The organism is Candidatus Contubernalis alkalaceticus (assembly GCF_022558445.1).
Taxonomy (GTDB): Bacteria; Bacillota; Dethiobacteria; order SKNC01; family SKNC01; genus Contubernalis; species Contubernalis alkaliaceticus.
On the sequence record NZ_CP054699.1, the window covers coordinates 2578025 to 2601599 of the forward strand.

A 23575-nucleotide genomic window follows, 5' to 3' on the forward strand; every position below is an offset into this window, starting at 1 on the left:
ATGGTGATGCCTGCAGTAGTTCAAAATGGAAATCATGTAAAACCGGCCTTCTTTTTTTTAGGCAGTAATACATGATTTCCCTAACACACAGTTCACCGAGATTAGTCATTCCATTCGCCTGATTCTTTTTAACAGCGCCTTAACAGGTTTTCAGTTTTCAATTGATGTTTTTCCGAAAAAAGCTTCAAACTCTTACGATAGGTGTAAAAGTTAATTTAAGCGAAGCTCTCAGTTTGCAGGCATTTTTACAGTATTGATCTTATCTGATGGTTTGGATTGGGAGTTGAGCCTCCAAACACAAAAGTATGACCAGATCTACTGCCGGCAACTATAATGTCAATATGATCCGGAACCTGAACACTTGGTACCATGCCGCCTGGTTTTAGAGCATTTTCATACACAGATACTGCTTCTGGAATAAAATTGCCGCCCTGAAGAGCCTCCTGGATTAGTTCAACATTGGTTGGCCCTACCTCTTCAAAAGGCACTTTAGTTTTTTCATAAAGATATTCTTGAACATCCCGTTTGGACATGCCTCTTTTCCTTAACAACCTTGCACATTCCGGATGCATTACCACCGTATATGCGCTGGTCCAGGCAGTTCCTGCAGAAATGAAACTACCGGGATGAGGGGATAGTCCGCCAACGCTAATAATATGTGCGACTAACTTGTCTAAAACCCCCTGTTCCGTCCAGGGGGCAATGGCTCCCCCTCCCAATACAACCAAGCTTCCTGCAACTGCGGTAGACACCAACACAACATTCTTATGTCCTTTCTCCTCAGCGTAGGATTCCCAGGGACTATGCTTTAAATTTTCTGCAAAGGTAAATAAGGTATGTGAATTGGGCCTGCCTATTTCCGCCATATCGTTTTCTCCAGGCCATGTATGTCCCATATTCATAGTGGTCAAATGTACGGCACGTCCAATGGAAGCATTGGCACGATAGCCATAACCAATTAATCCAGAACTGCTGTTAATATTTAATTCATCAGCGATTGGACCGCTGATAATAATAACCGGCATAGAAGAAGACGTTGACATCCGCCAAAAAGTGACATCATAATATTTATCTGCCAAACAATCTAAGGCAGCAAGAATGACTGGGAAATACTCCGGCCTGGCCCCTGCCATTACTGCATTAACGGCAACTTTTTCAACAGTGGCAATCCCTCCTTTTGGAGGAAAAGTACCGATAACCTCTTCGGGCGAACGAGTTGTACCCGTAAGCATCTGGCGGACGGCCTCTCTAGTGGGTGGAACGATGGGCAGACCGTCGCTTAATTTTTTTTCCATAAACAATTGATTTAATACATCTACAGTATCTGGAATATCCCTTCCTACAACTGTTAAGGTTTCTTCCAGCTTCTCTTGTTCTTTTTGCGGTGGATTAATTTCTTCAGGAGTTAAGGGGCTAATTAAAGCCTCCACCACTTTATCAAAAACTTTACCTACAAGATCCTTACACATTACCGGGTCTATTCGTGCCCGGTACCAACTATCAGACATTTTAACTAAACGCAACCCGGGCATTCCAACATCTTCCCCAGCGTGAATTGCATCAAGATAAAATGTTTCAGTTACAAGCAGAACACCTGGAGTGCCTTCCTTCTCTACTCCGATTGAATCGTGGGAACCCCACCATGTGCAGGACCCTCAATCGCCTACGGTAAAGATGAATGCATCACACTGAGAGGCCACATCTTTATACCAGTCTTCAGTAGAAAATAACAATCTTCCCCCCCCTGGTTTTCCTTGGGGTTTAGTTGTACGTACTACTTTTATGTCAGGGTATCTTTCTTTTAGCAAAGCTTCAAAAGCATCCTGTAAATATACAGCTCCAGACTTCCAGTTATCCATTAAACCAACTGTCTTACCATTTAAATCATCAAGACGGGGACTTAGACTATAAGTAGGTGGGGGAGATATTTCACCCCGAGGATTAAGCACCTCAAGCTTAACTTCTGGCTGCTGATTATCCATTTTTTTCCTCCTTTCAAGGCATCTAACCTTAAGTCATTCTTGTGATTCTTTAAGGTTTACTTCTTTCTTATTTCAGTTCACTGCCTTTTATCTCTGCCTATTTATTATGCTACTCCAAATTCCCTTTTTACTAAAATACAGGGGATTTATTAGGGCGACCATAAAGTCGCCCCATTATTTGTATCACCCAGCCGTATCATACCAAATAGTGATATTTGCCTATTTAAATCTCCTGAAAGACAAACAATAGAACACATTTACCCCTAATGATATATGGCTGTCAAAGATGAAAAATATTCTGCTAGAACCAGCAAAACAAATTGCCAATTAGTTTTTCCTGCATTTCCCCTGAGTTCCAAACCTTATGTATTTATTTTTACAAGGATAAGGAACCCTTAAATTATTACTAATTCCCCACAAATATTGCCCACATAAAGGGTAGAGCTTCTTTTCAATACAACTCAACTGACCTTGGCCAGGTATTAATAAACACCATACTGGTTAACTGCGTCCACCATTGCTTTAATATTCTCAGGCGGGTTAATACCGGATACTATACAGCCAGACCCCAGAATATACGCTCCGTCTTTCCCTACTTTTTCAATGTTTTCCTTGGCTGCCGCAATAATTTTTTCCTCCGGCCCGGAATACAAAGTTGTAGCAGGACTGATATTTCCAAAAAGACAAGTCTTGTCTCCCAGAATCTCCCGGGCAACTTCCAGATCTACTTCATCATCAAGGCTCATGGCATCCAATCCGAAATCAGCGATTTGATCTAATCTATCGGTAATATTACCGCAAATATGAAGCATGACTGCTTTTGCCCCTGCCCTCTTCATTGCTTGAACCAATCGTTTTGTAGGTTCAGCGCTCCATTCTTTGTACATTTTACCGGAAATAGCATCACCGGATGAGGATGGGTCAGAAATCATGATTATATCTGCCCCTGCGTGAACCAGTGCAGTACCATAAATGATCTGACATTCAGTGGCCAGGTCTAAAAGAGCCCTTAAGTCATCCTTTTTCTTATACATATCCTTCATAACATTGTCAAAGCCTCTAAGCATAGTGGTATGCCTCATGGGACCCTGAACATAAGAAATGACCGGAACCTCACCCTGACAAATTTCCTTTAACCTTTTAACTCCCTCAAGAACCATGGGTAGACGTCCATCTTTTTGCGGGTCTGGAATTCTAAGCTTTGGAAAATCTTCTGCATAATTATGAACAGGATGGTCTGTTGGCATTGGGGCTGTTTTTTCACTATACTTGAGTTTCATCCCCATTGCTTCAGATTCCGCCATACAACCTAAGAGATCGAATACCGCATCATAGCCAAACTCTTTCATGCAGTAATACTGAGAAAATACGTGCCTCTCAACATTATCCATAATATCCTTAATGTTAAAACCAGCTTGAAAAGCACACCAATCCCTGACCCAAGGTATCACCGGCACTCGGTCAGGTTTCCCTCCGGACATTGCCGTCATTACTCTTTCAAATGAATTCATAATGCTTCCCTCCTATTATTTTGATTAGTTGTTCATGACTGAACAAGATTACAAAAACTTTACTTATAATTGCTGTCACTTTACATATACCCCTATAAAGTGACAGCCAGGCAAAATATTATTGACCTGCTATGAGATTTGGCACATAAAGGATGATATTGGGATAGGCAATGATTAAAATTAAAAATACAAGCTGCACCGCAATATAAGGAAGAACTCCTTTATACATTTCTCCAATAGTTATCTCTTTAGGCGCTATACTTTTTAGATAAAAAACATTGTAAGCGAATGGTGGAGTTAGATAAGACAGCTGTAAAATAATACAGAATACTACTCCAAACCAAAGAGGGTCATATCCCAAAGTAGCAACAATTGGAGAGAATATAGGAATGAAAATGTAAATCATCCCAATCCAGTCCATAAACATGCCGCAAACATACAAAATCAATACCATAATAATAATGGTGCCTAATGGACTAACATCCATTCCCAGGATCAAGTCTCGAACAAATCTATTTGCTCCTGCCCTGAGAAATACACCGGCAAACATATCAGCGGCCAATACAATAAACATTATGGCACTGGATACCTTTATGGTTGAATAACAAGAATCAACAAGGGTTCTTACATTAAATTGCTTGTAAGCAAGGCTTACTAATATTGCGCCAATAGCTCCTAAAGCAGCTGCCTCAGACGGGGCAGCCCATCCAACAAATATTGCACCCAATACAGCTCCGATGAGTAAAAGGGGTGGGAGCACCGATTTAATAGTCATTGCAATTAAAACAGCTGGTGTATATTCTCCCTTTTCTTCTATAGATATTGCAGGGGCTAAGTTCGGCTGCAGAATATGATATCTGACGTATATATATACTAGATATAAGAGACCAAGAAGCAAACCGGGTAGAATTCCCGCCGCAAATAGTGCGCTTATGGAGACACCTGCCGTGCTGCCGTATAGAATAAACACGATACTAGGAGGTATAATAACTCCCAGCCCGGCACCGGCACATATGCACCCCGCTATTAAGCTGTGATCATATTTTCTTTTTAACATAGCAGGAATTCCCAACATACCCAAAGTAACTACTGAAGCTCCGGCAACGCCCGTGCAGGCACCGAAGACAATCCCAACAATAATAGTTACCAGAGCCAAACTGCCTCTTAACTTTCCAAACATTACAAAAAGCACGTCAAAAAGTTTTTCCGTTATTCCGGACCGCTGTAATATTGCCCCCATAAAGACAAACAACGGTATGGCAATCAATGTATAGTTGCTCATCACCCCAAAAGCACGGAGAGCAAACATGTCCATTAAGAAGACAGCATCCAGTGTAATTAATCCACAAACAATGGCCACTCCACCAAGAGCTAATGCTATTGGAATGCCTACAATCATTAATAATATGGAAACAACCAACCCTACCAATACAATTATTTCTGGATTCATGCAGGATCACTCCCTTCTGAAATAACTGTTGAATTATCTGCCGAAGCATCTGTTGAAGCATCTTTCGGGGAATCAATTAACGCATATATGTTCTTCACAGTTTCAGATATTGTTTGTAAAAGCAATAAGGCAAACCCAGCCGGCAGCATCGCCTTCATCGGCCAGACAACTACCCGCCAGGGTGAATAAACAGACTGCTGTTTTGTTGTAAGTGCGAACATAAAGTCTTCAAATCCTCCGGAAATCTGTATTAAACATAAAGGTAAAAGAAAGATTACCAGAGTAATCAGGTTAAGAAATATCTTCATGCGAGCAGGGTATTTTTCAGAAAAAACTTCAATGCTGATATGGTCCCCATTTAACAGAACCCATGAGATCCCTGTCAAAAACAACAAGGAAAATAACCATAAGCTTAAATCATAAACATATATAGAAGCCGTATCTATTTTTCTGATTATGATATCATAGGCTAACATTAGCATCAGGGGCACTATAAGAAAACTAATTATTTTACCAGCCCATTCTGTAATACTATCTATAATACTAGTAAACTTTTTCAACTTGTCACTTCCCTTCTTTAAAGATAGTTCATTCGGTTCAGGCATCTGCCCAAACCGAATGAACTTAACTTTATTTTAACTTAAACTCTTCATCTGCAAATTATCTAACCAGGTCATCAATCTGGAACACACCTCTTGCAGCAATTTGTTCAAAATGCGCATGCTCTTCTCCAAATTCCATCATAGAATCAAGAATCTTTTTAACCAAGGGGTCTTTCGCACTCCACTCAGCATAAAATTCTAAGTTCTTCTCATGCATATAATCTTCAACATCCTTGGGCAGCATCCTTATTTCCAGGCCTTGTGCTTCAGCCTCTTTCCAGATGTTTATATTATTAATAGTAGATCTTGTTAGAGCATAATCTGCAACGTCTCTGCTTGCCCGGTCCACTGCATCCTTTAAATCTTGGGGCAGCGCATCCCAAATTGCCCCGTTGACGGCAAAGTCAAGATGTCCGCCAATGGCACGTTCTGTATAGTATAAATAGTTAGAGACATCAAAAAACCCTATTCCACCGTCTGAATAGGCATCACTAAATTCGCATCCATCAATAACTCCCCGCTCCATGGCAGGAACAATTTCTCCACCAGGAAGTGTAACTACTGAAATACCAGCATTATCAGCAGTAAGAGCCCTTGCACCAGCGGATCGTACTTTCAATTTTAATAGATCATCAACATTATTAATAGGATCTTTAGTGTACCAATATGTTTGTGCAATAAGAGGTGTGCTGGGGAAAAGCACAACGCCATATTCATCCTTAAATACATCCCTCATCAACTCTAACCCACCACCATCGGTATACCACATATGTTTCATCATAGAAGAAATTGTAGATTCCGCATAACACATAAGCTGACTGGCAGGAACCCTGCCGGCTGAATAGCAAGTTCACATATGTGCTGCGTCAACTAGACCGCTTTCAACTGCGTCCCATGTTTCCATTGAGGGAACAAGCTCATTACCTGTGTAAAGGTTGATTTTAATACGACCATCACTATACTTCTCAATCATTTCCATATGCTTCTCAACGTACTCATTAAATCTGAACCCGGCAACCCAGGCTGAAGTAACTGTCCAGACATGCTCAGGTTCCACAGCTTGTCCACCTGTTGATGCCCCATTACTTGTATTTCCTGATGAAGTATTCCCTGAATCTCCCCCACAGCCAACCAGGGTAAAACTCATAACAACGACCAACATAGCAATCATTAATAAACGAAACCTCTTACTTTTCACTTTTTAAATACCCCTCCCTTTAAAATAATAACTGCACGGTAAAAAAACCTCTCAAAACTATTCATTATCACCTCCAATCATTATTCATTGCAAAAATTATAAGATTACCTCATAATTGTAAAAAATAATAAATATATTTACTCTGCTACTAATATTTGAGGTTCAAAAAAATTCCGGCAAGCCAGGAAAAACCTTGAAATTCAATTTCGTTGTTACTAAAAACATATTTAAAAAATTTAACAACTTACCCATACCTTATGTCGAAATATGTAGCATCATGTAGTATTATGTAGAATTTTAATTTGTCTACCAAAAATATTTTATCAAACGGCAATTATGGTGTCAATGGATTTAACTTCTAGTTATTTTTACTCTGCCAAGGATTGACTACTGTCTACTGACTACTGACTACTGTCTACATGCTATAAATATAACATACTTGTTCCAATTAAACAAAGTGTAATTTAGCTTGCTAAAAACTTTTTTAAACTGTTTTACCTGACATTTGCTCTCGTTATCTATGAGTTTTGCACATTTTTCAATTAATTAAAATAATTAATTAGAATAATTAAAATATTTCGCCCATTACCACAAAGGCTTAGTTCTAGTAGACATTCAACAACCTAATTTTTCCCATTCGAGCTAATTATACTAGATAATCACATTTAAGAAAAATATTTTCATAAATAGCGTTAATTTACAGATATTGCCTTGTACTATTTTCCCTTCTGTTATATGATAAAAACAGGAGGGGATGAACATGACTGCTGATATTGAAATGTACCATTGTGGCCCTGCTGCACTAATTTCAGCTCTATATGACCAGTTGAAGATTGGCAATACCATTGATGAAATGGTTTACTGGGATCCGGCACAGTGCCGACTTTCTCCTGGCACAAGAATTAAAGCACTGGTCATCAATATGTTTGGAGGACGCAAACCCCTATATCGAATGGATGAATTTTATGCAAATTTGGATATTGAAAACCTTTTCGGCAAGGGTGTAATCAAAAAAGATCTGACGGACTATACCCTGGCCCGTTCTTTAGATAAACTTGCAGATCGAGGGCCCCAGGAGGTGTTTTCCACCTTATGCCTTAGGGCCATATGTCATGAGCAAATTAAAATAAAGTATTTACACAATGACACAACATCTGTATCTGTGTACGGTGCTTATAACGAAGAAGACGGAGACGACTTTATCATTACGCAAGGACACAGCAAAGCCAAGAGGCCCGATCTTAACCAATTCTTATTTGGCCTTAGTGTAACTCAAGACAAAGTACCGGTCTGTGCGGAGGTAAAAAGCGGAAATACCAGCGATAAGACCTGGAACTTTAAATTTATCGAAAAACTAGCAGAAAATTTTGACCCAGATACTTTAAAAGACATTATATACGTGGCTGACTCATCTCTGGTTACTGAGAATAATTTGATGCAAATCGACAAGCACAAGCTAAAGTTTATTTCCCGACTCCCGGGCAATTTTTCACTGGAAAAAGAAATCAAGGCTAGGGCCTGGAAAGAAGATAGCTTTATAGAACTGGGAACCTTTTCTGATAAAAAAGATTCAGCTGTTTACCGGGTTCAGGAATTTACAGAGGAGCTCTGTGGAAAAAGCTATCGTTTTCTGGTGATGCATTCATCCAAGCTAGACGGTCGTAAAACCCGGTCTCTTGAAAAAAAGCTTCTTAAAAGGCAAAAAGAGCTAGAAAAGGCCATTGACGAACTAGAGAAAAATGCCTATGCCTGTGCACCTGATGCCGAAGCTGCTCTAAAAGCCTTTAAAAAACAGTGCGGGGATTCAATTTATCCCGTAACAGGTGAAGTCTTGGCTCGGGAAAAGCGAAAGCCCGGTCGACCGGGGAAGAATACCCCCAAAGAAATTGTCTATTTTCTTAAGCTTCAGTATTCCACCGATGAAAAAGAGATACAAAAAGAAAAGGAACGTCTGAGTTGTTTTGTGCTAATTACCAACCTGAATGAGTATACATCGTCTGAGATTTTAAAAGAATACAAAGCCCAGAGCAGTGTGGAAACTTCTTTTAAGTTTCTCAAAGACCCGTTTTTTGTCGGTCCTATTTACCTGAAGAACCCGGAACGGGTAGAAGCATTGGCCTATGTTTTGTTAATTGCTCTACTTATATTTGGTATCCTGGAACGTCGAGTCAGGGAAGCATTAAAAAAAGAAACGGAACCACTCGTCATCCCTGGAAAAGTGAAAACATTTAATCCAACCGGTAAAAAGATTCTGCAAAGCCTGGAATATGTGTTGGTAATGACCACTTCAAACCCTGATCGCCGTGCTTTTTCTAAAAGTTTTAAAGTGCCCAGAGTATTAGCACTCGCTGGTTTTGAGCCGGATATTTATCTTGATGTTAAAGATAATTCCTAGAAATTCCAGAAATTAACTAAAGATTTTTGTGTCCCAGGGTGTTGAATATCTATTCTAGGATGAAATGACCCCGAATTATCCTCATATATTTAAAAAAAAAGAGCGATGTTCCGCTCTTTTTTTATAATTAAGTAACTACTCAAATCCAACTGGTTGTTCATGACAGAAATTATGACATAATTTTTAATAAACCTCTGCAGAAAAGTTGTGGCCCTTTCCCAATTCAAAGTGATCGTGAAGAGTCTTGATTGCTTTTTTTAAATCTTCCTGGTTGATTAATAGAGAAATAGTAATATTAGAATCACCGGTCTGTAGTATTTTAATGTCCTGATCATTAAAAGCCCTCACCACTTTTGCCATAACTCCGGGTATATTCCTCATACCCACACCTACCACAGAAACCTTGGCACAGTCCTTTATCACCTCATATTCTACTCCCAAGCCAGTAAGAATTTTTTCCGCTTTGGGTAAGACCGGCTGCTGAACGGTAAAGACCTTTACTTCGGGAAAAACCGTAATCAGATCAATGCTAATTTTGGCCTCCGCCAGCTGCTGGAAAAGATCCAGCTCAGAAACGCTGCTGTTCTGTAAAAATTTTACTTTTACCTGGGCCAAATCGTGTCCGTGGGCAATTCCCGTAATAATCCTTCTTCGTTTATGAAACCCTCCATGGTCGCTGTATTCATTGTTAATAAGGGTGCCGGATCCGGGATCCGCAGGATTTCTGATTACTAAACTGACATTGTGCTGCATAGCAATCTCCACAGCCGGCGGATGGATCACTTTTGCCCCTTCATACGCCATATGGCATACCTCGCTGTAGGTCAGGTGATCTATGATACGGGCGTCCTCCAGCATTTTGGGGTCTGCAGTCATCACGCCGCTGACATCGGTGAAAATCACTACCTGTTCCGCATCCAAGGCTGCTCCCAGGATAACTGCAGAAGTATCACTTCCACCCCTGCCCATGGTGTTAATTTCCCAATCCGGAGAAATTCCTTGAAAACCGGCAACCACTACCACTTCCCCCTTCTCCAGGGCTTCCCGAATCTTATGGGGCTTGCACTTCACCACTTCCGCCTGAGCATATTCACCATCGGTGTGCATCCCTGCCTGAAAACCAGCCATGGCCCGGGCGGGAATCCCTTTGGCCTGCAGTGTACTGGCCATAACCACAGTAGAAATAATTTCTCCACAACTCATAACCATATCCAGTTCCCTCAAGTTGGTATCGGGATTTACGCATAGTGCCAGATTCTTAAGGGTATCAGTGGCATACGGTTCTCCCAATCTTCCCATGGCAGAAACTACCACCACCGGGGAAAAACCCTGATCAATAGCCTCCTTGACCCGCTCCACCACCATCTCCCTATGTTTAGGAGTGGCTACAGAGGTGCCTCCAAACTTTTGTACTATAATTTTCATCTTATCCCCCGCCTCTAGCAAAGTCCTTTTTCTATTATGCACTCAGCAATTTGTATAGAGTTGGTAGCAGCTCCCTTACGAATATTGTCGGAAACCACCCACATGTTGAGTCCGTGTTCCACGGAATCATCTTTACGAATCCTACCCACAAATACTTCATCTTTTCCATTGCAATCCCATGGCATGGGGTACAACAGCTCCGCCGGGTTGTCAACTACAATAATTCCGGGGAATTTAGCCAGTGCTTCCCGGGCCTCTTCCACGGTAATAGGAGCAGTAAACTCTATATTCACCGACTCGGAATGACCATTCATCACCGGCACTCTTACAGCAAAAGAAGAAACCCCTAAGTCAGGGAGACCCATAATCTTTCTAGTTTCTTTAACTACTTTCATCTCTTCCTTGGTATAGTCATTATCCAGGAATACATCCAGCTGCGGCACCACGTTAAAAGCAATCTGATGGTTTTTCTTGGCACCTTTGTGGGGGATCATAGTTTTTACCAGTTCATTACCCTCAATTACTGCCCTGCACTGGTCCACCAGCTCATCCACCGCTTCTTTGCCGGCACCGGAAACCGCCTGGTAAGTTGAAACTACAATTCTCTTCATGGGAGAAATGTCCTGTAAAGGTTTTAAAGCCACAACCAGCTGGATGGTGGAGCAGTTGGGGTTAGCAATCAAGCCCTTATGTCCCACCAGGGCATCGGGGTTTACCTCGGGAACTACCAGCGGAACATCCGCATCCATGCGGAAAGCGCTGCTGTTGTCCACCACAATAGTGCCTCTCTTTACCGCTTCAGGAGCCAGTTCCAGACTGACATCCCCTCCGGCACTAAAGAACGCAAAATCCACTCCTTCAAAAGCGGCAGGTTCTGCTGCCTCAATCTTGTATTCCTTGCCCTCCAATTCTACAGTAGAATCAGCAGAGCGGGCTGAAGCCAATAATTTCAACCCTGACATGGGAAAATTCCTTTCCAACAGCACTTTAAGCATAGTCTGCCCAACCATTCCCGTCGCCCCGACGATAGCCACGTTATACTTTTTCATTAGTTTGATCCCCTCCATTTATTATTTTTATAATGAATATACATGAGTATACTATTGTAATGTAATTATATGACTGATTATCTTCTACCCCCATAAGAATTTTTCTAGAAATTTATAAAAATGACAACCTGAGCACAGTCTTATCCTTTAAAACGCACAACACCTTTAATCCGGTCCATAGCCTCTTTGAGCCGCTCCACCTCTACGGTGAGAGCAATACGGAAATATCCTTCTCCGTATTCCCCAAACCCGCTGCCGGGGGTCACCACCACTCCAGTCTCCTCCAGAATGTAAGAAACAAAATCCGTGGAAGTATATCCCTGGGGGACCGGTGCCCATACATAGAAAGAAGCTTTAGGGGCAGCAGCAGTCCATCCTGCCTCCCGCAGTGCTTCCACCACCACGTTTCTCCTGTCCTGATAAACCTTCTGCATGCTTTCCATATGTTCCAATGCCTTGGGATTGTCCAGGGCCTCCACTCCGGCATACTGAACCGCTTTAAAGTTACCGGAATCAATATTGGTCTTGTAACGGTAAAGTGCTTCCAGCACCTCAGCATTACCTACGGCATAACCTACCCGCCAGCCGGTCATGTTAAAGGGCTTGGACAGGGAACCGAATTCAATGCCGCATTCCAGGGCTCCCGAGGCCTCCAGGAAGCTCACTGGTCGATAACCGTCAAAGGAAATTTCCAGGTAAGCAGAATCGTGGCATATTACCACATCGTATCTCTTAGCAAACTCTACGGCTTTTTCAAAAAAGCCTTTTTCTGCCACGGCACCGGTAGGATTATTAGGATAATTTAAAAACATCAGTTTCGCCCTACGGGCTGTCTCCTCCGGGATTATGCTTAAATCAGGAAGGTAACTGTTTTCCTCCAGAAGAGGCATACGGTAAGTCTGGCCGCCGGCAAAAAGGGTTCCAATACCGTATACTGGATATCCTGGATCCGGCACCAGGTTAACATCTCCGGAATCAACAAAACAAGCAGAGATATGTGCAATTCCTTCTTTAGAACCGATTAGAGGGAGAACCTCTCTTTGGGGATCCAATTTCACCCCGAATCTTCTTAGGTAATAACGGCTTACCGCCTCCCGAAACTCCATCAACCCCTCATCGGGGGGATAACTGTGATTACGGGGCAGTGTAACCTCCTGCTGCATTCGTTCCACAATATATGCCGGGGTAGGCCGATCAGGATCTCCAATTCCAAGCTTAATCACATCCACGCCTTTATCTAAAGCCTCCCGAATTTTTTTATCGATTTCCGCAAAAAGATACGGGGGTAGTTTCTCTATACGTCCTGCTTTTTTTTTCACTCTAGAACACCTCTTCCTCTACTATAGACCTTTTTTAAAACCTCTACAGAACTTCACCATTAAAAACTCTTTCTGCCGGGCCCCTCATAAATACTGTCTTCTGTTCTTCATCCCAGTAAATCTCTAACTGCCCCCCGGGAAGGTAAACCGTCACCCTCCTTTCCGTAAGGTTGTTTAGAACCGAGGCTACCACGGAAGCACAGGCTCCGGTGCCGCAGGCGAGAGTTTCCCCCACGCCCCTCTCCCAGACCCTCATCTTGATTTCCTTATCGCTTATTATTTCTACAAATTCCACATTAGTTTTTTGAGGGAAAAGGGGATGATGCTCAATTTGATACCCAATCTCGTTAAAGGGCATTTTCTCACCGTCCTCCACAAAAATTACACAGTGGGGATTTCCCATGGACAGAGCAGTAATCTTAAAAGTGAGTCCCAACTGGTTCAGCACCAGATCCTCCATGAGGATCAATCTATCTTTTCCCTGGGCAGGTACCAACTGAGAATCCAACACAGGTTCCCCCATATTCACCTCTACACTGTCCACCTGATCTTCAACTAAGAAAACCTTAGTCAGATTTAAACCTTTGTGGGTTTCTACCAGGACTTCTTCCTTATCCACCAGACCTCTCTCATAAGTATGCCGAGCCACACAGCGTATAGCATTGCCGCACATCTCTGCCTCAGTGCCGTCGCTGTTAAATATACGCATGCGAATATCTCCCTTTTGAGAGGGAAGGATCAGCACTAATCCATCAGCCCCAACGCCAAAATTACGGTGGCAGAGCTTTTGTATTTGTAAATCAGAAAGCTGAATTTTCCCCGAGAAATCCTCCACAACAATAAAATCATTACCCAGTCCGTGCATCTTAACAAATTTCATTTCTCAAAACTCTCCTAGAATTATGGATTGGCTGCCTTCTTTATCAACGGCTCACCTTTAATTTTTCTCATTCTTTTGGGAATCAGGTCATTCATCACCAGATCTTCGTAAGATTCCCTTTTTATAACCAGGTCTGAATTTCCCCCCTGCACAAAGACTACAGCAGGTCGGGGAATGCGGTTATAGTTGTTTGCCATAGAGTAAGTGTAAGCACCGGTGCTGAGGATAGCCAATAAATCTCCTCGTTCCAGCGGAGGAAGATCCACATCCCAGATTAACATATCCCCAGATTCACAGGCTTTACCGGCAATAGATACCACTTCTCCCCGGGACTGTTCCGCCTTGTTTGCCACCAGAGCTTCATATTTAGCATTATATAAGGCCGGTCTTAAGTTATCGGACATACCCCCGTCCACAGATACGTACCGTCGGATTCCGGGAACCTCTTTGATGGTCCCAATAGTATAGAGAGAAGTACCAGCCTCACCCACAATGGAACGGCCCGGCTCGATCATTAATTTAGGTAAAGGAAGATTATATTCCACTGCCCTGGTCTTTACTGCTTCCGCCATGGCACTGATAAGACTATCAATAGAAGGGGGTTGGTCATCTTTTAAATAGCGGATGCCCAATCCTCCCCCCAAGTTTAATTCTGTCAGCTGCACATTTTTAATAACATCAATTTCCCGTAAAAAGGACATCATGATATTAGCCGTCTGGACAAAGGGCTCCGTATGAAAAATCTGTGAACCAATATGGCAGTGCAAACCCCTTAGAAGAATATGCTTCATACCCAAACACTTCTCTACCGCTTCCAAAGCCTGGCCGTCCGTCAATCCAAAGCCGAACTTTGAATCCACCTGCCCGGTCTGTATATACTGATGAGTATCGGGCATTACCCCAGGCTTCACCCTGAACAAAACCTCTGCCTGCAGGCCCATACTCCCGGCCAGAGATTCCAGCAGATCCAATTCACTAAAACTATCAACGATAAACCTCCCCACGCCCGCTTCTAGTGCCATTTCTATCTCTTTTGGGGTTTTGTTGTTCCCGTGAAAATAGATGCGAGCCGGAGGGAAATCCGCCTGAAGAGCTGTAAAAAGTTCCCCACCGGAAACCACGTCCAAGGACATGCCCTCCTCCTCCAGCAGTCGGCACATAGCCGTGGTTAAAAAAGCTTTCCCTGCATAAATCACTTCAAAGTTTGTATAGTGCTTCTCCATACTCTGTAGATAATATCTACACCGGGTGCGAACCAGTGATTCATCCATAATATTTAAAGGCGTCCCGTAGCGGCTGGCCAAACCCACCACATCACATCCTCCGATTTCCAGATGGCCTTTTGAGTTGATTCTCATGGTCCCTGTTAACATCATTATATTCTCTCCCTTACCTGTAAAAATAAAAAACGACTAACAGGTGATTTCAGTCAGCCGAAACAGTCACCTCTCCCTATCCCTACCGTGAGATAGCACACCACCAGGGGTCCAGGGAAACCCTTGATGACAGTCCTGCAGTTCTTAACTGCAGACCCAGCCGTAATTTTAGGAAAAATTACGACTTCGGCGGCAGCCCCTTTCCTGCGCTTCAAAGCCTTCCTAAGCTCCCCGCAGTACTTTTGACAACCGCTCCTCTACCCCACCCCTTTTTGAGATGAGGTAATTCTTAATTTTTTTTAATACTAACATACACCCCTATAAAAGTCAACGGAAATAATAGCTAGCTTAAAAACCTTGTAACCAGCTTTCTCTATTGCCTCCGTCATGTGCATTTCTTAAAAGGGCCCCTGATATGCAGCCAGAACCTTTTGATTTTCCCAAGCTCACCTTACCTTATTATATCTTTACTCTCCGATAATTTTTTTGGCTTGCTGTCTTGTTACACTTCAAAAAGCTGTTTATCAATGGGGCTGAATATTTCACACCCTTCTTTAGTCACAAGAAGCGTGTCCTCTAAATCTACTGCACCCCACTGAGGTATGATTATTTTAGGCTCTATAGCCAGGACCATATTTTCCTGGAGCAGCATATCCGCATGTGGGCCCACCACCGGGGGTTCGTCCACCTCCAGGCCCAACCCATGCCCAATATATTCACCCTTCTGGCTGCCATAGCCCTGCAGATAATCACCATATCCCTCTTCTTCCGCAATCTTTACTGCCAGATGATACAGCTCCTTTACCGGAATACCTGCTCGTATATGGCTCAGCACCGACTCCATTATTTTAAGTAATGAGCCAAAAACTTCCTTTTGCCTGTCATCTGCCTGACCCACCACGTAAGTCCGGGCAATATCCCCGTGATATCCCTGATAGCTGGGAGCTATATCCACCATCACCAAATCTCCTTTTTGGATTACCCGGTCTGAGGAACCCCAGGGAAGAGCCTTACTTTTTCCTACACCGGTTACAGTCATGGCATATCCACTAATTTTCCACATGTTATCACCGGAAGCTACAATTCCGTCCCCAGGCAGATATCCATCCCAACGTCTGTGGGCTGTCAAACCTTCATGACCCTCTCTGCGATTAGCCACCCAAATCAATGTCGCCAGTTCTACCTCCGTAATCCCCGGCCTGAGGTTGTTTAATATTACCTCATGAATATGGGAAAACAGCCCGGCAGATTTTTTAACCAGCTCTATTTCTTCTAAATCTTTTATCATCCGCTGGTCCATAATTAAAGGAGATATGTTTTCACACCGGAAGTCTTCAAAAAATTCTGCCGTCTTACTGTAAAGCCTGGCAGGGAGCACATCCTCCTCCATGCCTATAACTCCCCCTTTGACACCAAAGCTGTGCAGGATTTTTTTTATCTCTTTTAGGCTGCCTCCCGGCCTTATATCCTCCAGGGTGGCCTCCTCCTGGACAAAGTCCCAGGCCCTTCTGGCAAAGAGAATTGGCTCCTCCTTCAGAGTGACCAACAGATTACAGGGCTGAGCAGTGCCCGCATAATAATATACATCCCGGGGATACATCAATAATGCCACATCAAATCCCTTTTCTTCCATTCTCCTCTTCAAACCATCAATTCTCTTCTTCATCATTACCCTCCAAAATTTAATTTTTAACCACTCTTTTTTGCTTTAATCTCAGAGAATTCAGCAAAACCGAAATAGAACTCATGGCCATGGCAATAGCGGCAATCACCGGACTCAGCAGTCCTGAAGCAGCTATGGGAATAGCCAGGGTGTTATAACCAAAAGCCCAAAAAAGATTTTGGCGAATGATATTAAATGTGAAACGACTTAAATTCAAAGCGGTTACCACTGAGGAAAGGTCTCCTCGGATCAAGGTTATATCTGAGGCTTCTATGGCAATATCTGTGCCGGTGCCGATGGCAATGCCTACGTCTGCCTGGGCCAGAGCAGGAGCATCGTTAATCCCATCCCCTACCATAGCCACTTTTCTGCCCTCCTCCTGTAGACGGCGGATTTCCGCCTCCTTCTCATGGGGCAGCACTTCTGAAAGTACCTGATTTATACCCACCTGAGCTCCAATAGCCGTAGCAGTGCGCTGGTTGTCACCGGTAAGCATAACCGTTTCCAAGCCTTTTCCCTTTAAATAATTTACTGCCCAGCGGGCATCATCCTTCAGAGTATCGGCCACCGCCAGAATTCCTGCAAGCTTCCCCTCCACTGCCAGGTATACTACAGTTTTTCCCTGGTTCTCCAGGCGGTACACTTCCTCTTTTATCCTGTCCTCCAATGAAATACCAGCACTAAAGAGCAGTTTGGGATTCCCTAAAAGAACTTCCCTGCCATTAACCCGGGATTTTACCCCCATTCCCGTCACCGCTTCAAACACTTCTGTTGAATCCAATACTAGACCTTTTTTTCGGGCTCCCTGTACCAAAGCCTGGCCGATAGGATGCTCCGACCCATACTCCACACTGCCGGCCAGCCTCAAGATATCTTCTTCCCCCTCACTGAAAGCAACTACATCGGTCAAAGAAGGTTCTCCTCGAGTTAAGGTGCCGGTTTTATCAAAAACTACCGTATCTATGTCTTTCATAGTCTGTAAACTTTCGGCATCCTTAATCAGAACTCCGTTTTCCGCACCCATACCCGTACCCACCATAATGGCCGTGGGTGTAGCCAACCCCAGAGCACAGGGACAGGAAATAACCAAAACAGCAATGGAAGCGAACAGAGCTCTTTCCATGCCCGAGAGACCTCCTATGGAAAACCAGGCAATAAAGGTGAGAACAGCAATAGTGACTACCACTGGAACGAAGTAAGCGGTAACCCGATCCGCCAGCACCTGTATAGGAGCCTTGGAAGCCTGGGCCTCCTCCACCGCCTTAATAATTTGGGCCAAAAAGGTATCTTTCCCCACCTTGCTGGCCTTTACCATCAGGACTCCATTTTTGTTCATAGTTCCTCCGATAACCTCATCCCCAACCGTCCGGTCTACCGGTATGCTCTCTCCAGTAACCATTGACTCATCCACGCTGGAGTAACCCTCCACTACCACACCATCTACAGGTACTTTTTCCCCAGGCTTGACCATTACTAAATCCTCCTGCTTCAGAGCTTCCACGGGAACCTGCCGTTCCTCTCCGTCAACTATCATTCGAGCAGTCTTAGCTCCCAGTTCTAATAGCTTGCGAATAGCGGAGGAGGTTTTACTCCGGGCGATGGTTTCAAGATATCTGCCCAGCAGGTGAAAGGCCATAATCATGGCGGATAGACCCATAAAAGAAACACTGTCCGATATGAAAAAAGAGGCAATACCCCAGCTGAATGCCGCTATTGTGCCCATGGAAATTAACACATCCATATTGGCACTGCCGTGGCGCAGGGAGTTCATGGCGCCTTTATGGGTGGGCAGGCCGGCCCAAAATACAATAGGAAGGGCAGCCGCCAGCATAATCCAATCGTGACCTGGAACATGTACCACATGCCACATCTCCATCAGCATCAGCGCTTCCAGGAATATCGTAACTGCCATCACAAAAAACAGCACCCTTTTTCGGCTTCGAAGCTCCAGTTCCACTTTAGTTTCTTCCTCTGATTCAAAGAGGGGGTCCTGAGCCAGAACTTCAAACCCCAGATCCTGGACCATTTTATCAATTTCAGCAGGTTCTATTTTTTGAGGGTCATAGCTAACGGTGGCGCTTTCCAGAGGGAAAACTACAGAAACATCTATAATTCCCTCAGTTTTTTTTAGGCTCTTCTCTATGTTAGCCGCACAGGAAGCACAATGCATGCCTCCTATATTCAATTTTATTATGTGTCCATCATTATTGTTTTTTCCTGTCATGTCAAACTCCTTACCCTCTGTGGACTTAATTATTCTTTCTCTCCGTTGTATTCTACCAAACAGGCTTCCAACTGATCCTCGGGAATAATCTCCGTTATGGTGGGTTTAAACTTTCGTGTTTGGGCAATTCGCTTGTCCATAAGCCTGATAACCACGAATACTAATACCATAGCCAAAAAGCCTACTCCAATACTCATAACTTCTGCAGTTTCCTGATAGCCACTGCCTATGGCCACCTTTTGCGTTATAAACATGGCAATAACCAGTGCAATTACAGGAATGACGTAGACAATGAGGGAAGCAAGTATTACTTTATTTGTCTCTACTCCTATTCTAACGAATTCCCCTACTTTTGCCCCCACAGGATTAGGAACTTCTATGGTGACTTCTGTCCCCCCTCCTGCTGATAAAATGCCACATCCACCACAACTTTTACAGGAAGAATGTTTCTTAACTATTATTTTTGCCATACCATCATCATTTACTTCAAAAACTTCACCAACCTGCTCCAAAAAACCCTCTCCTTTACCAGTTCTTTTTAAGCTAGAATATTTATATTATTATCATTACCCTCCAGCTGAAGAAAACCACAATAAAAAATATTAATAATTAATTATTCTATTTATTTTAAAATAATCCTTGCATAGGTTCAATCTTTGTATTATAATTAAGTTCAGAATTTAGTAAATTTTCAAATACTTACAGTGAGCTTACAACGTAAACTACCAACCCTTATTCATAATTTCCCCATATCCCCAGTTTATACTGGGCTTTTTTTTTGGTGAAAATAACAAGATTTAAACCTTGGGTTAAACCTTTTTACAAAACCATAAACTTTATGCTGAGACACCAGACAGTCTGTCCTATATTTATGGTTAATCAATCATTCCAATAACTTCAAGGCAGCCCAAGCCAACACTGCTGCCCCCACAGGCAGAGATTCTTCGTTGATATCATAATCCTGATGATGCCAGGGATGAACTGACTTCCCTGCTTCAGGAGCAACTCCCAGAAATAAATAGGAGCCGGGAACATGCTCTAAATAATGTGCAAAATCCTCACTGCCCATGAGTGGGCTTTCCATAATCAACGTATTTTCTTCTCCCAAGATTTCTCTAGAGGCTTCTTCAACTAGAGCAGTTACTTTGTCTTCGTTCACCAATACCGGGTAATTTCTGGTGTATTCCAATTCATATGCTGCACCACAAGCAGAAGTAATCCCTTTAAGGATTTCATCAATCATTCCTTCCATCCGATCCCGTAGTTCAGAACTCAAAGTACGCACAGTCCCCTCCATCTCCACTTCCGCAGCAATAATGTTAAACTTTTCCCCCCCTTGAATTTTCCCAATGCTTAATACCACCGGTTCTATTGGATTAACCCTCCTGCTGGAAATCAGCTGCAAAGCTTGTATCACCTGGGAAGCCACCACCACCGAATCCACCGTCTGGTGAGGAGCTGCACCGTGCCCTCCGCTTCCAATAATTTTTATTTTAAACGAGTCCGCCGCCGCCATAACCGGTCCCCTTTTCAGGGCTACAGAACCTACTGGATAGTACGGGTTGGTATGTATCCCTAAAATGGCGTCCACTGAAGGTTGGGTCAGCACACCCGCTTCTATCATGAAACAAGCACCGCCGGGGGGTTTTTCCTCAGCAGGTTGAAAGATAAACTTAACCTGTCCCTTTATCTTTTCTGAATATTTCAATAAAAGCATTGCTGCTCCCAAGACTACCGTCATATGAGCATCATGTCCGCAGGCATGACAGACACCAGGGTAACGGGAGGAATAGTCGGCATCCTTACCATCCTGCAGGGGCAAAGCATCCATATCCGCTCTCAGAGCAATGGTTTTGCCCGGCTCACTTCCTTTTAGCAAAGCTGTCACTCCAGTACCAGCTACGTTCTTTTGGACCTTCAGCCCCAATTTTTCCAATAGGGAAGAAATATATTCCCCGGTTTTTTCCTCCTCAAAGGCTGTCTCAGGATAACGATGAAAATGCCGACGGATTTCCACCAGCTGCTCTTTTAAAATTTCTGCACTGAATTTTAATTCTTCATTAAAAAACATTTCGACACCTCCGGCACAACAATTTTTCAATTAACTCCGTGCTGCTTTTTCAAGAGATTCTGTTCCCGCTTCGATGGTCCTTTCAATATCTTCTTCCGTATGAGCTGCAGAAACAAATCCTGATTCAAATTGAGAAGGAGCCAGATATATTCCTCTCTCCAGCATAGCCTGAAAATATCTAGTAAACATATTTAGATCAGAGCGGGCAGCTGTGTCAAAATCCCAAACCTCCCCTTCCTGGAAGAAAACGCAAAACAGGGATCCAATCCTATGGACACGAACCGGTATCCCCAGTCTATCCGCACCTTTCTTTACCCCCTCCAACAATTTCTTCGTTTTAACCTCCAACTGGGTATAGATTGACCCTTCTTTTAAAACCTTTAATACAGCAATCCCTGCAGACATGGCCAGAGGATTCCCCGAAAGAGTGCCTGCCTGATAGACAGGACCCAGGGGAGCCATGCTCTCCATTATCTCTCTTCTTCCACCATAGGCGCCCACAGGAAGACCACCGCCAATAATTTTACCCAAACAGGTCAGATCCGGTCTCACTCCATAAACCTCCTGGGCCCCTCCAAAGGCAGCCCTGAAACCGGTAATCACCTCATCAAAGATTAACAGTGAACCATACTTTTCAGTGATTTTCCGTAAAAATTCCAGATAACCCAAACGAGGTAAAACCAGCCCCATGTTTCCGGCCACCGGTTCTAGAATCACTGCGGCTATTTCCTCTCCCTGCTGTTCAAATACTTCTTTTAACGAATCTATATCATTATAAGATATGCTAATGGTATCCCGGGCCGTCCCCGGGGTAACTCCCGGGCTATCCGGCAGACCCAGGGTAGTAACTCCAGAACCGGCTTTAATCAGCAGACTGTCTACATGTCCGTGATAACAGCCGTTGAACTTCAAGATTTTATCCCTCTGGGTAAATCCTCGAGCCAGGCGCAGAGCAGTCATGGTAGCCTCTGTCCCGGAATTCACCATCCTCACCATTTCCATGGAAGGAAAAGCTCCTGTCACCAGTTCCGCCATTTCCGTTTCCATCTCTGTGGGTGCCCCAAAACTGGTACCACTCTCCAGAGCAGTTTTTACCGCCTCCACCACCTGAGGGTGACAGTGCCCCAGAATCAACGGCCCCCAGGAACAAACGTAATCAATATACTCCTTTCCCTCCAGGTCATATATTTTAGACCCTTTACCCTCGGATATAAAAGGGGGATTCAACCCAACAGAACTGAAAGCCCTTACGGGGCTATTAACCCCGCCAGGCATTATTTTCTTAGCCTTCTCAAATGCTTCTATGGATTTTTTTTCAGTCACCTTAAACCCTCCTTTGTTAAAAAAAGCGCTAAAAATAGCGCATGCTGGTTTTTTTAAATTCTTTTATAGAATACAGCAAATTAAAATCTTTTGTCCCAGTTTCCTTAGAAATTTTTTCCGCAGTATCCTGGCACTCTTCCTTTGATTTTCCATGAATCATCGTAAATAAATTATACGGCCAATGAGGAGGAAAAGCCGGACGCTGGTAGACATGACTAATTTCAGAATATGCGCTCATTTTACTGCCCACTTCATCTACCAGGCTTTCCTCAACCTGCCAACAGCCCATGGCATTATAACGATATCCTGCATGGTAATGTCGAACTACAGCTCCAATACGTCTCAATAGACCCCTATCCTGAAGTTCTTTCACCTTAACTAATAATTCCTCTTCCTCAATCCCCAAACTATCTGCCAAATTTTCAAAGGGCCGTGGATCCAAGGGTAAATCTTCCTGGAGGAAACTCACAATCTTTTTTTCCTGATTTGTTAACATTCCTTCACATCCCCGCTGTAAAGTTGGTTAAAGCATCCCGATAACGCTACCAAAATATATTCTTAATTCCTATCTAAATGCTGTGTATGAACTGCTTCAGCAGTTTTTGTGCCCACCTCGAAATAAGTGCCAATTTTAAAAAGCTTTAGAAAAGGCAGGTTCATCAAATTAACCACTGAGGGGTTTTTGCCAATAATCTGTATTATCTCTTTAATCCTATCCTCCCCAGGTGAAATCAAAGTAAACCACAGGTTGAAACGGTGATCCCGCTGGTAGTTATGGGTCACTTCAGAAAAGCTGTTAACCTGATGGGCTACCTCCTCCAATTTTTCCGGAATAACTTCCAGTGCCACCAGGGTACTGCGGTAGCCCAAACCCCGGGGGTCAAAGACCCCACCAATTCTCCGCACCAGTCCCTGCTCCTTAAAAGCGGTAATTTTTTTAATAACTTCCTCTTCCTTAAGACCCAGTCGATTACCTAATTCTTGATAGGGCCGGGAACTTAATGGGAATTCCTTTTGAATTATATTTAAAAGCTTACTGTCCACTGGATTCATAATTAACTCCTTTTTTTATTCCCTATAGAGAACCGAGGAATCCCGGTGTTTTTT

Annotated in this window: 19 protein-coding genes and 1 riboswitch; of the genes, 1 reads left to right on the plus strand and 18 read right to left on the minus strand. The window is 43.3% G+C overall.

What is annotated here, in order from left to right:
• Nucleotides 1-245 precede the first annotated feature (245 nt).
• The 6 genes from HUE98_RS12930 to HUE98_RS12960 all read right to left on the minus strand — a co-directional run bounded on the left by HUE98_RS12930 (nt 246) and on the right by HUE98_RS12960 (nt 6743).
• Nucleotides 246-1982, minus strand: coding sequence for a UGSC family (seleno)protein (locus HUE98_RS12930; protein ID WP_273701411.1), 1737 nt, complete (start codon nt 1980-1982; stop codon nt 246-248).
• A 482-nt stretch (nt 1983-2464) separates the two neighbouring features.
• The gene (locus HUE98_RS12940) at nt 2465-3493 is read right to left on the minus strand and encodes a uroporphyrinogen decarboxylase family protein (protein WP_241421047.1); all 1029 of its coding nucleotides are present in this window, start codon (nt 3491-3493) and stop codon (nt 2465-2467) included.
• A 118-nt stretch (nt 3494-3611) separates the two neighbouring features.
• Nucleotides 3612-4943: a TRAP transporter large permease gene (locus HUE98_RS12945; RefSeq protein WP_241421048.1), complete on the minus strand. Its 1332-nt coding sequence runs from the start codon at nt 4941-4943 to the stop codon at nt 3612-3614.
• Complete coding sequence (locus HUE98_RS12950) at nt 4940-5503, minus strand: TRAP transporter small permease subunit (RefSeq protein WP_241421049.1); 564 nt, start codon at nt 5501-5503, stop codon at nt 4940-4942. Before HUE98_RS12950 ends, HUE98_RS12945 begins: the two co-directional genes overlap by 4 nt.
• Nucleotides 5504-5603: 100 nt before the next feature.
• A complete protein-coding gene (gene dctP / locus HUE98_RS12955; RefSeq protein WP_241421050.1) occupies nt 5604-6326 on the minus strand; it encodes a TRAP transporter substrate-binding protein DctP in 723 nt (240 codons plus the stop codon).
• Between the two features lie 69 nt (nt 6327-6395).
• On the minus strand, nt 6396-6743 hold the full coding sequence (locus tag HUE98_RS12960) for a type 2 periplasmic-binding domain-containing protein (RefSeq protein ID WP_241421051.1): 348 nt from the start codon (nt 6741-6743) through the stop codon (nt 6396-6398).
• A 760-nt stretch (nt 6744-7503) separates the two neighbouring features.
• Here HUE98_RS12960 and HUE98_RS12965 point away from each other — a divergent pair.
• Nucleotides 7504-9138 (plus strand): IS1634 family transposase, encoded by a 1635-nt coding sequence (locus tag HUE98_RS12965; RefSeq protein ID WP_241421052.1) that lies wholly within the window; start codon nt 7504-7506, stop codon nt 9136-9138.
• 183 nt (nt 9139-9321) lie between these two features.
• Here HUE98_RS12965 and dapG read toward each other — a convergent pair whose 3' ends face one another.
• The 12 genes from dapG to ahbA form a co-directional block, all read right to left on the minus strand.
• Nucleotides 9322-10563 (minus strand): aspartate kinase, encoded by a 1242-nt coding sequence (gene dapG, locus HUE98_RS12970; RefSeq protein WP_241421053.1) that lies wholly within the window; start codon nt 10561-10563, stop codon nt 9322-9324.
• A gap of 14 nt (nt 10564-10577) precedes the next feature.
• Nucleotides 10578-11612, minus strand: coding sequence for an aspartate-semialdehyde dehydrogenase (locus HUE98_RS12975; protein WP_241421054.1), 1035 nt, complete (start codon nt 11610-11612; stop codon nt 10578-10580).
• Nucleotides 11613-11752: 140 nt separating this feature from the next.
• Nucleotides 11753-12931, minus strand: coding sequence for an LL-diaminopimelate aminotransferase (locus tag HUE98_RS12980; RefSeq protein ID WP_241421055.1), 1179 nt, complete (start codon nt 12929-12931; stop codon nt 11753-11755).
• A gap of 43 nt (nt 12932-12974) precedes the next feature.
• Complete coding sequence (gene dapF, locus HUE98_RS12985; RefSeq protein WP_241421056.1) at nt 12975-13811, minus strand: diaminopimelate epimerase; 837 nt, start codon at nt 13809-13811, stop codon at nt 12975-12977.
• 20 nt (nt 13812-13831) lie between these two features.
• Entirely contained in the window at nt 13832-15184 is a 1353-nt protein-coding gene (gene lysA / locus HUE98_RS12990) for a diaminopimelate decarboxylase (protein ID WP_318036558.1), read from the minus strand.
• A gap of 88 nt (nt 15185-15272) precedes the next feature.
• Nucleotides 15273-15455, minus strand: a riboswitch (Lysine riboswitch).
• 234 nt (nt 15456-15689) lie between these two features.
• Complete coding sequence (locus tag HUE98_RS12995) at nt 15690-16853, minus strand: M24 family metallopeptidase (RefSeq protein WP_241421058.1); 1164 nt, start codon at nt 16851-16853, stop codon at nt 15690-15692.
• A 16-nt stretch (nt 16854-16869) separates the two neighbouring features.
• Nucleotides 16870-19074 (minus strand): heavy metal translocating P-type ATPase, encoded by a 2205-nt coding sequence (locus HUE98_RS13000; protein WP_241421059.1) that lies wholly within the window; start codon nt 19072-19074, stop codon nt 16870-16872.
• A gap of 29 nt (nt 19075-19103) precedes the next feature.
• Entirely contained in the window at nt 19104-19586 is a 483-nt protein-coding gene (locus HUE98_RS13005) for a SoxR reducing system RseC family protein (RefSeq protein ID WP_241421060.1), read from the minus strand.
• Nucleotides 19587-19957: 371 nt separating this feature from the next.
• Nucleotides 19958-21145, minus strand: coding sequence for a M20 metallopeptidase family protein (locus HUE98_RS13010; protein WP_241421061.1), 1188 nt, complete (start codon nt 21143-21145; stop codon nt 19958-19960).
• 30 nt (nt 21146-21175) lie between these two features.
• Nucleotides 21176-22468: a glutamate-1-semialdehyde 2,1-aminomutase gene (gene hemL, locus HUE98_RS13015; RefSeq protein ID WP_320415612.1), complete on the minus strand. Its 1293-nt coding sequence runs from the start codon at nt 22466-22468 to the stop codon at nt 21176-21178.
• A gap of 28 nt (nt 22469-22496) precedes the next feature.
• A complete protein-coding gene (ahbB, locus tag HUE98_RS13020; protein WP_241421062.1) occupies nt 22497-22964 on the minus strand; it encodes a siroheme decarboxylase subunit beta in 468 nt (155 codons plus the stop codon).
• 62 nt (nt 22965-23026) lie between these two features.
• Nucleotides 23027-23521, minus strand: a complete 495-nt coding sequence (ahbA, locus tag HUE98_RS13025) for a siroheme decarboxylase subunit alpha (protein WP_241421063.1) — start codon at nt 23519-23521, stop codon at nt 23027-23029.
• Nucleotides 23522-23575 lie beyond the last annotated feature (54 nt).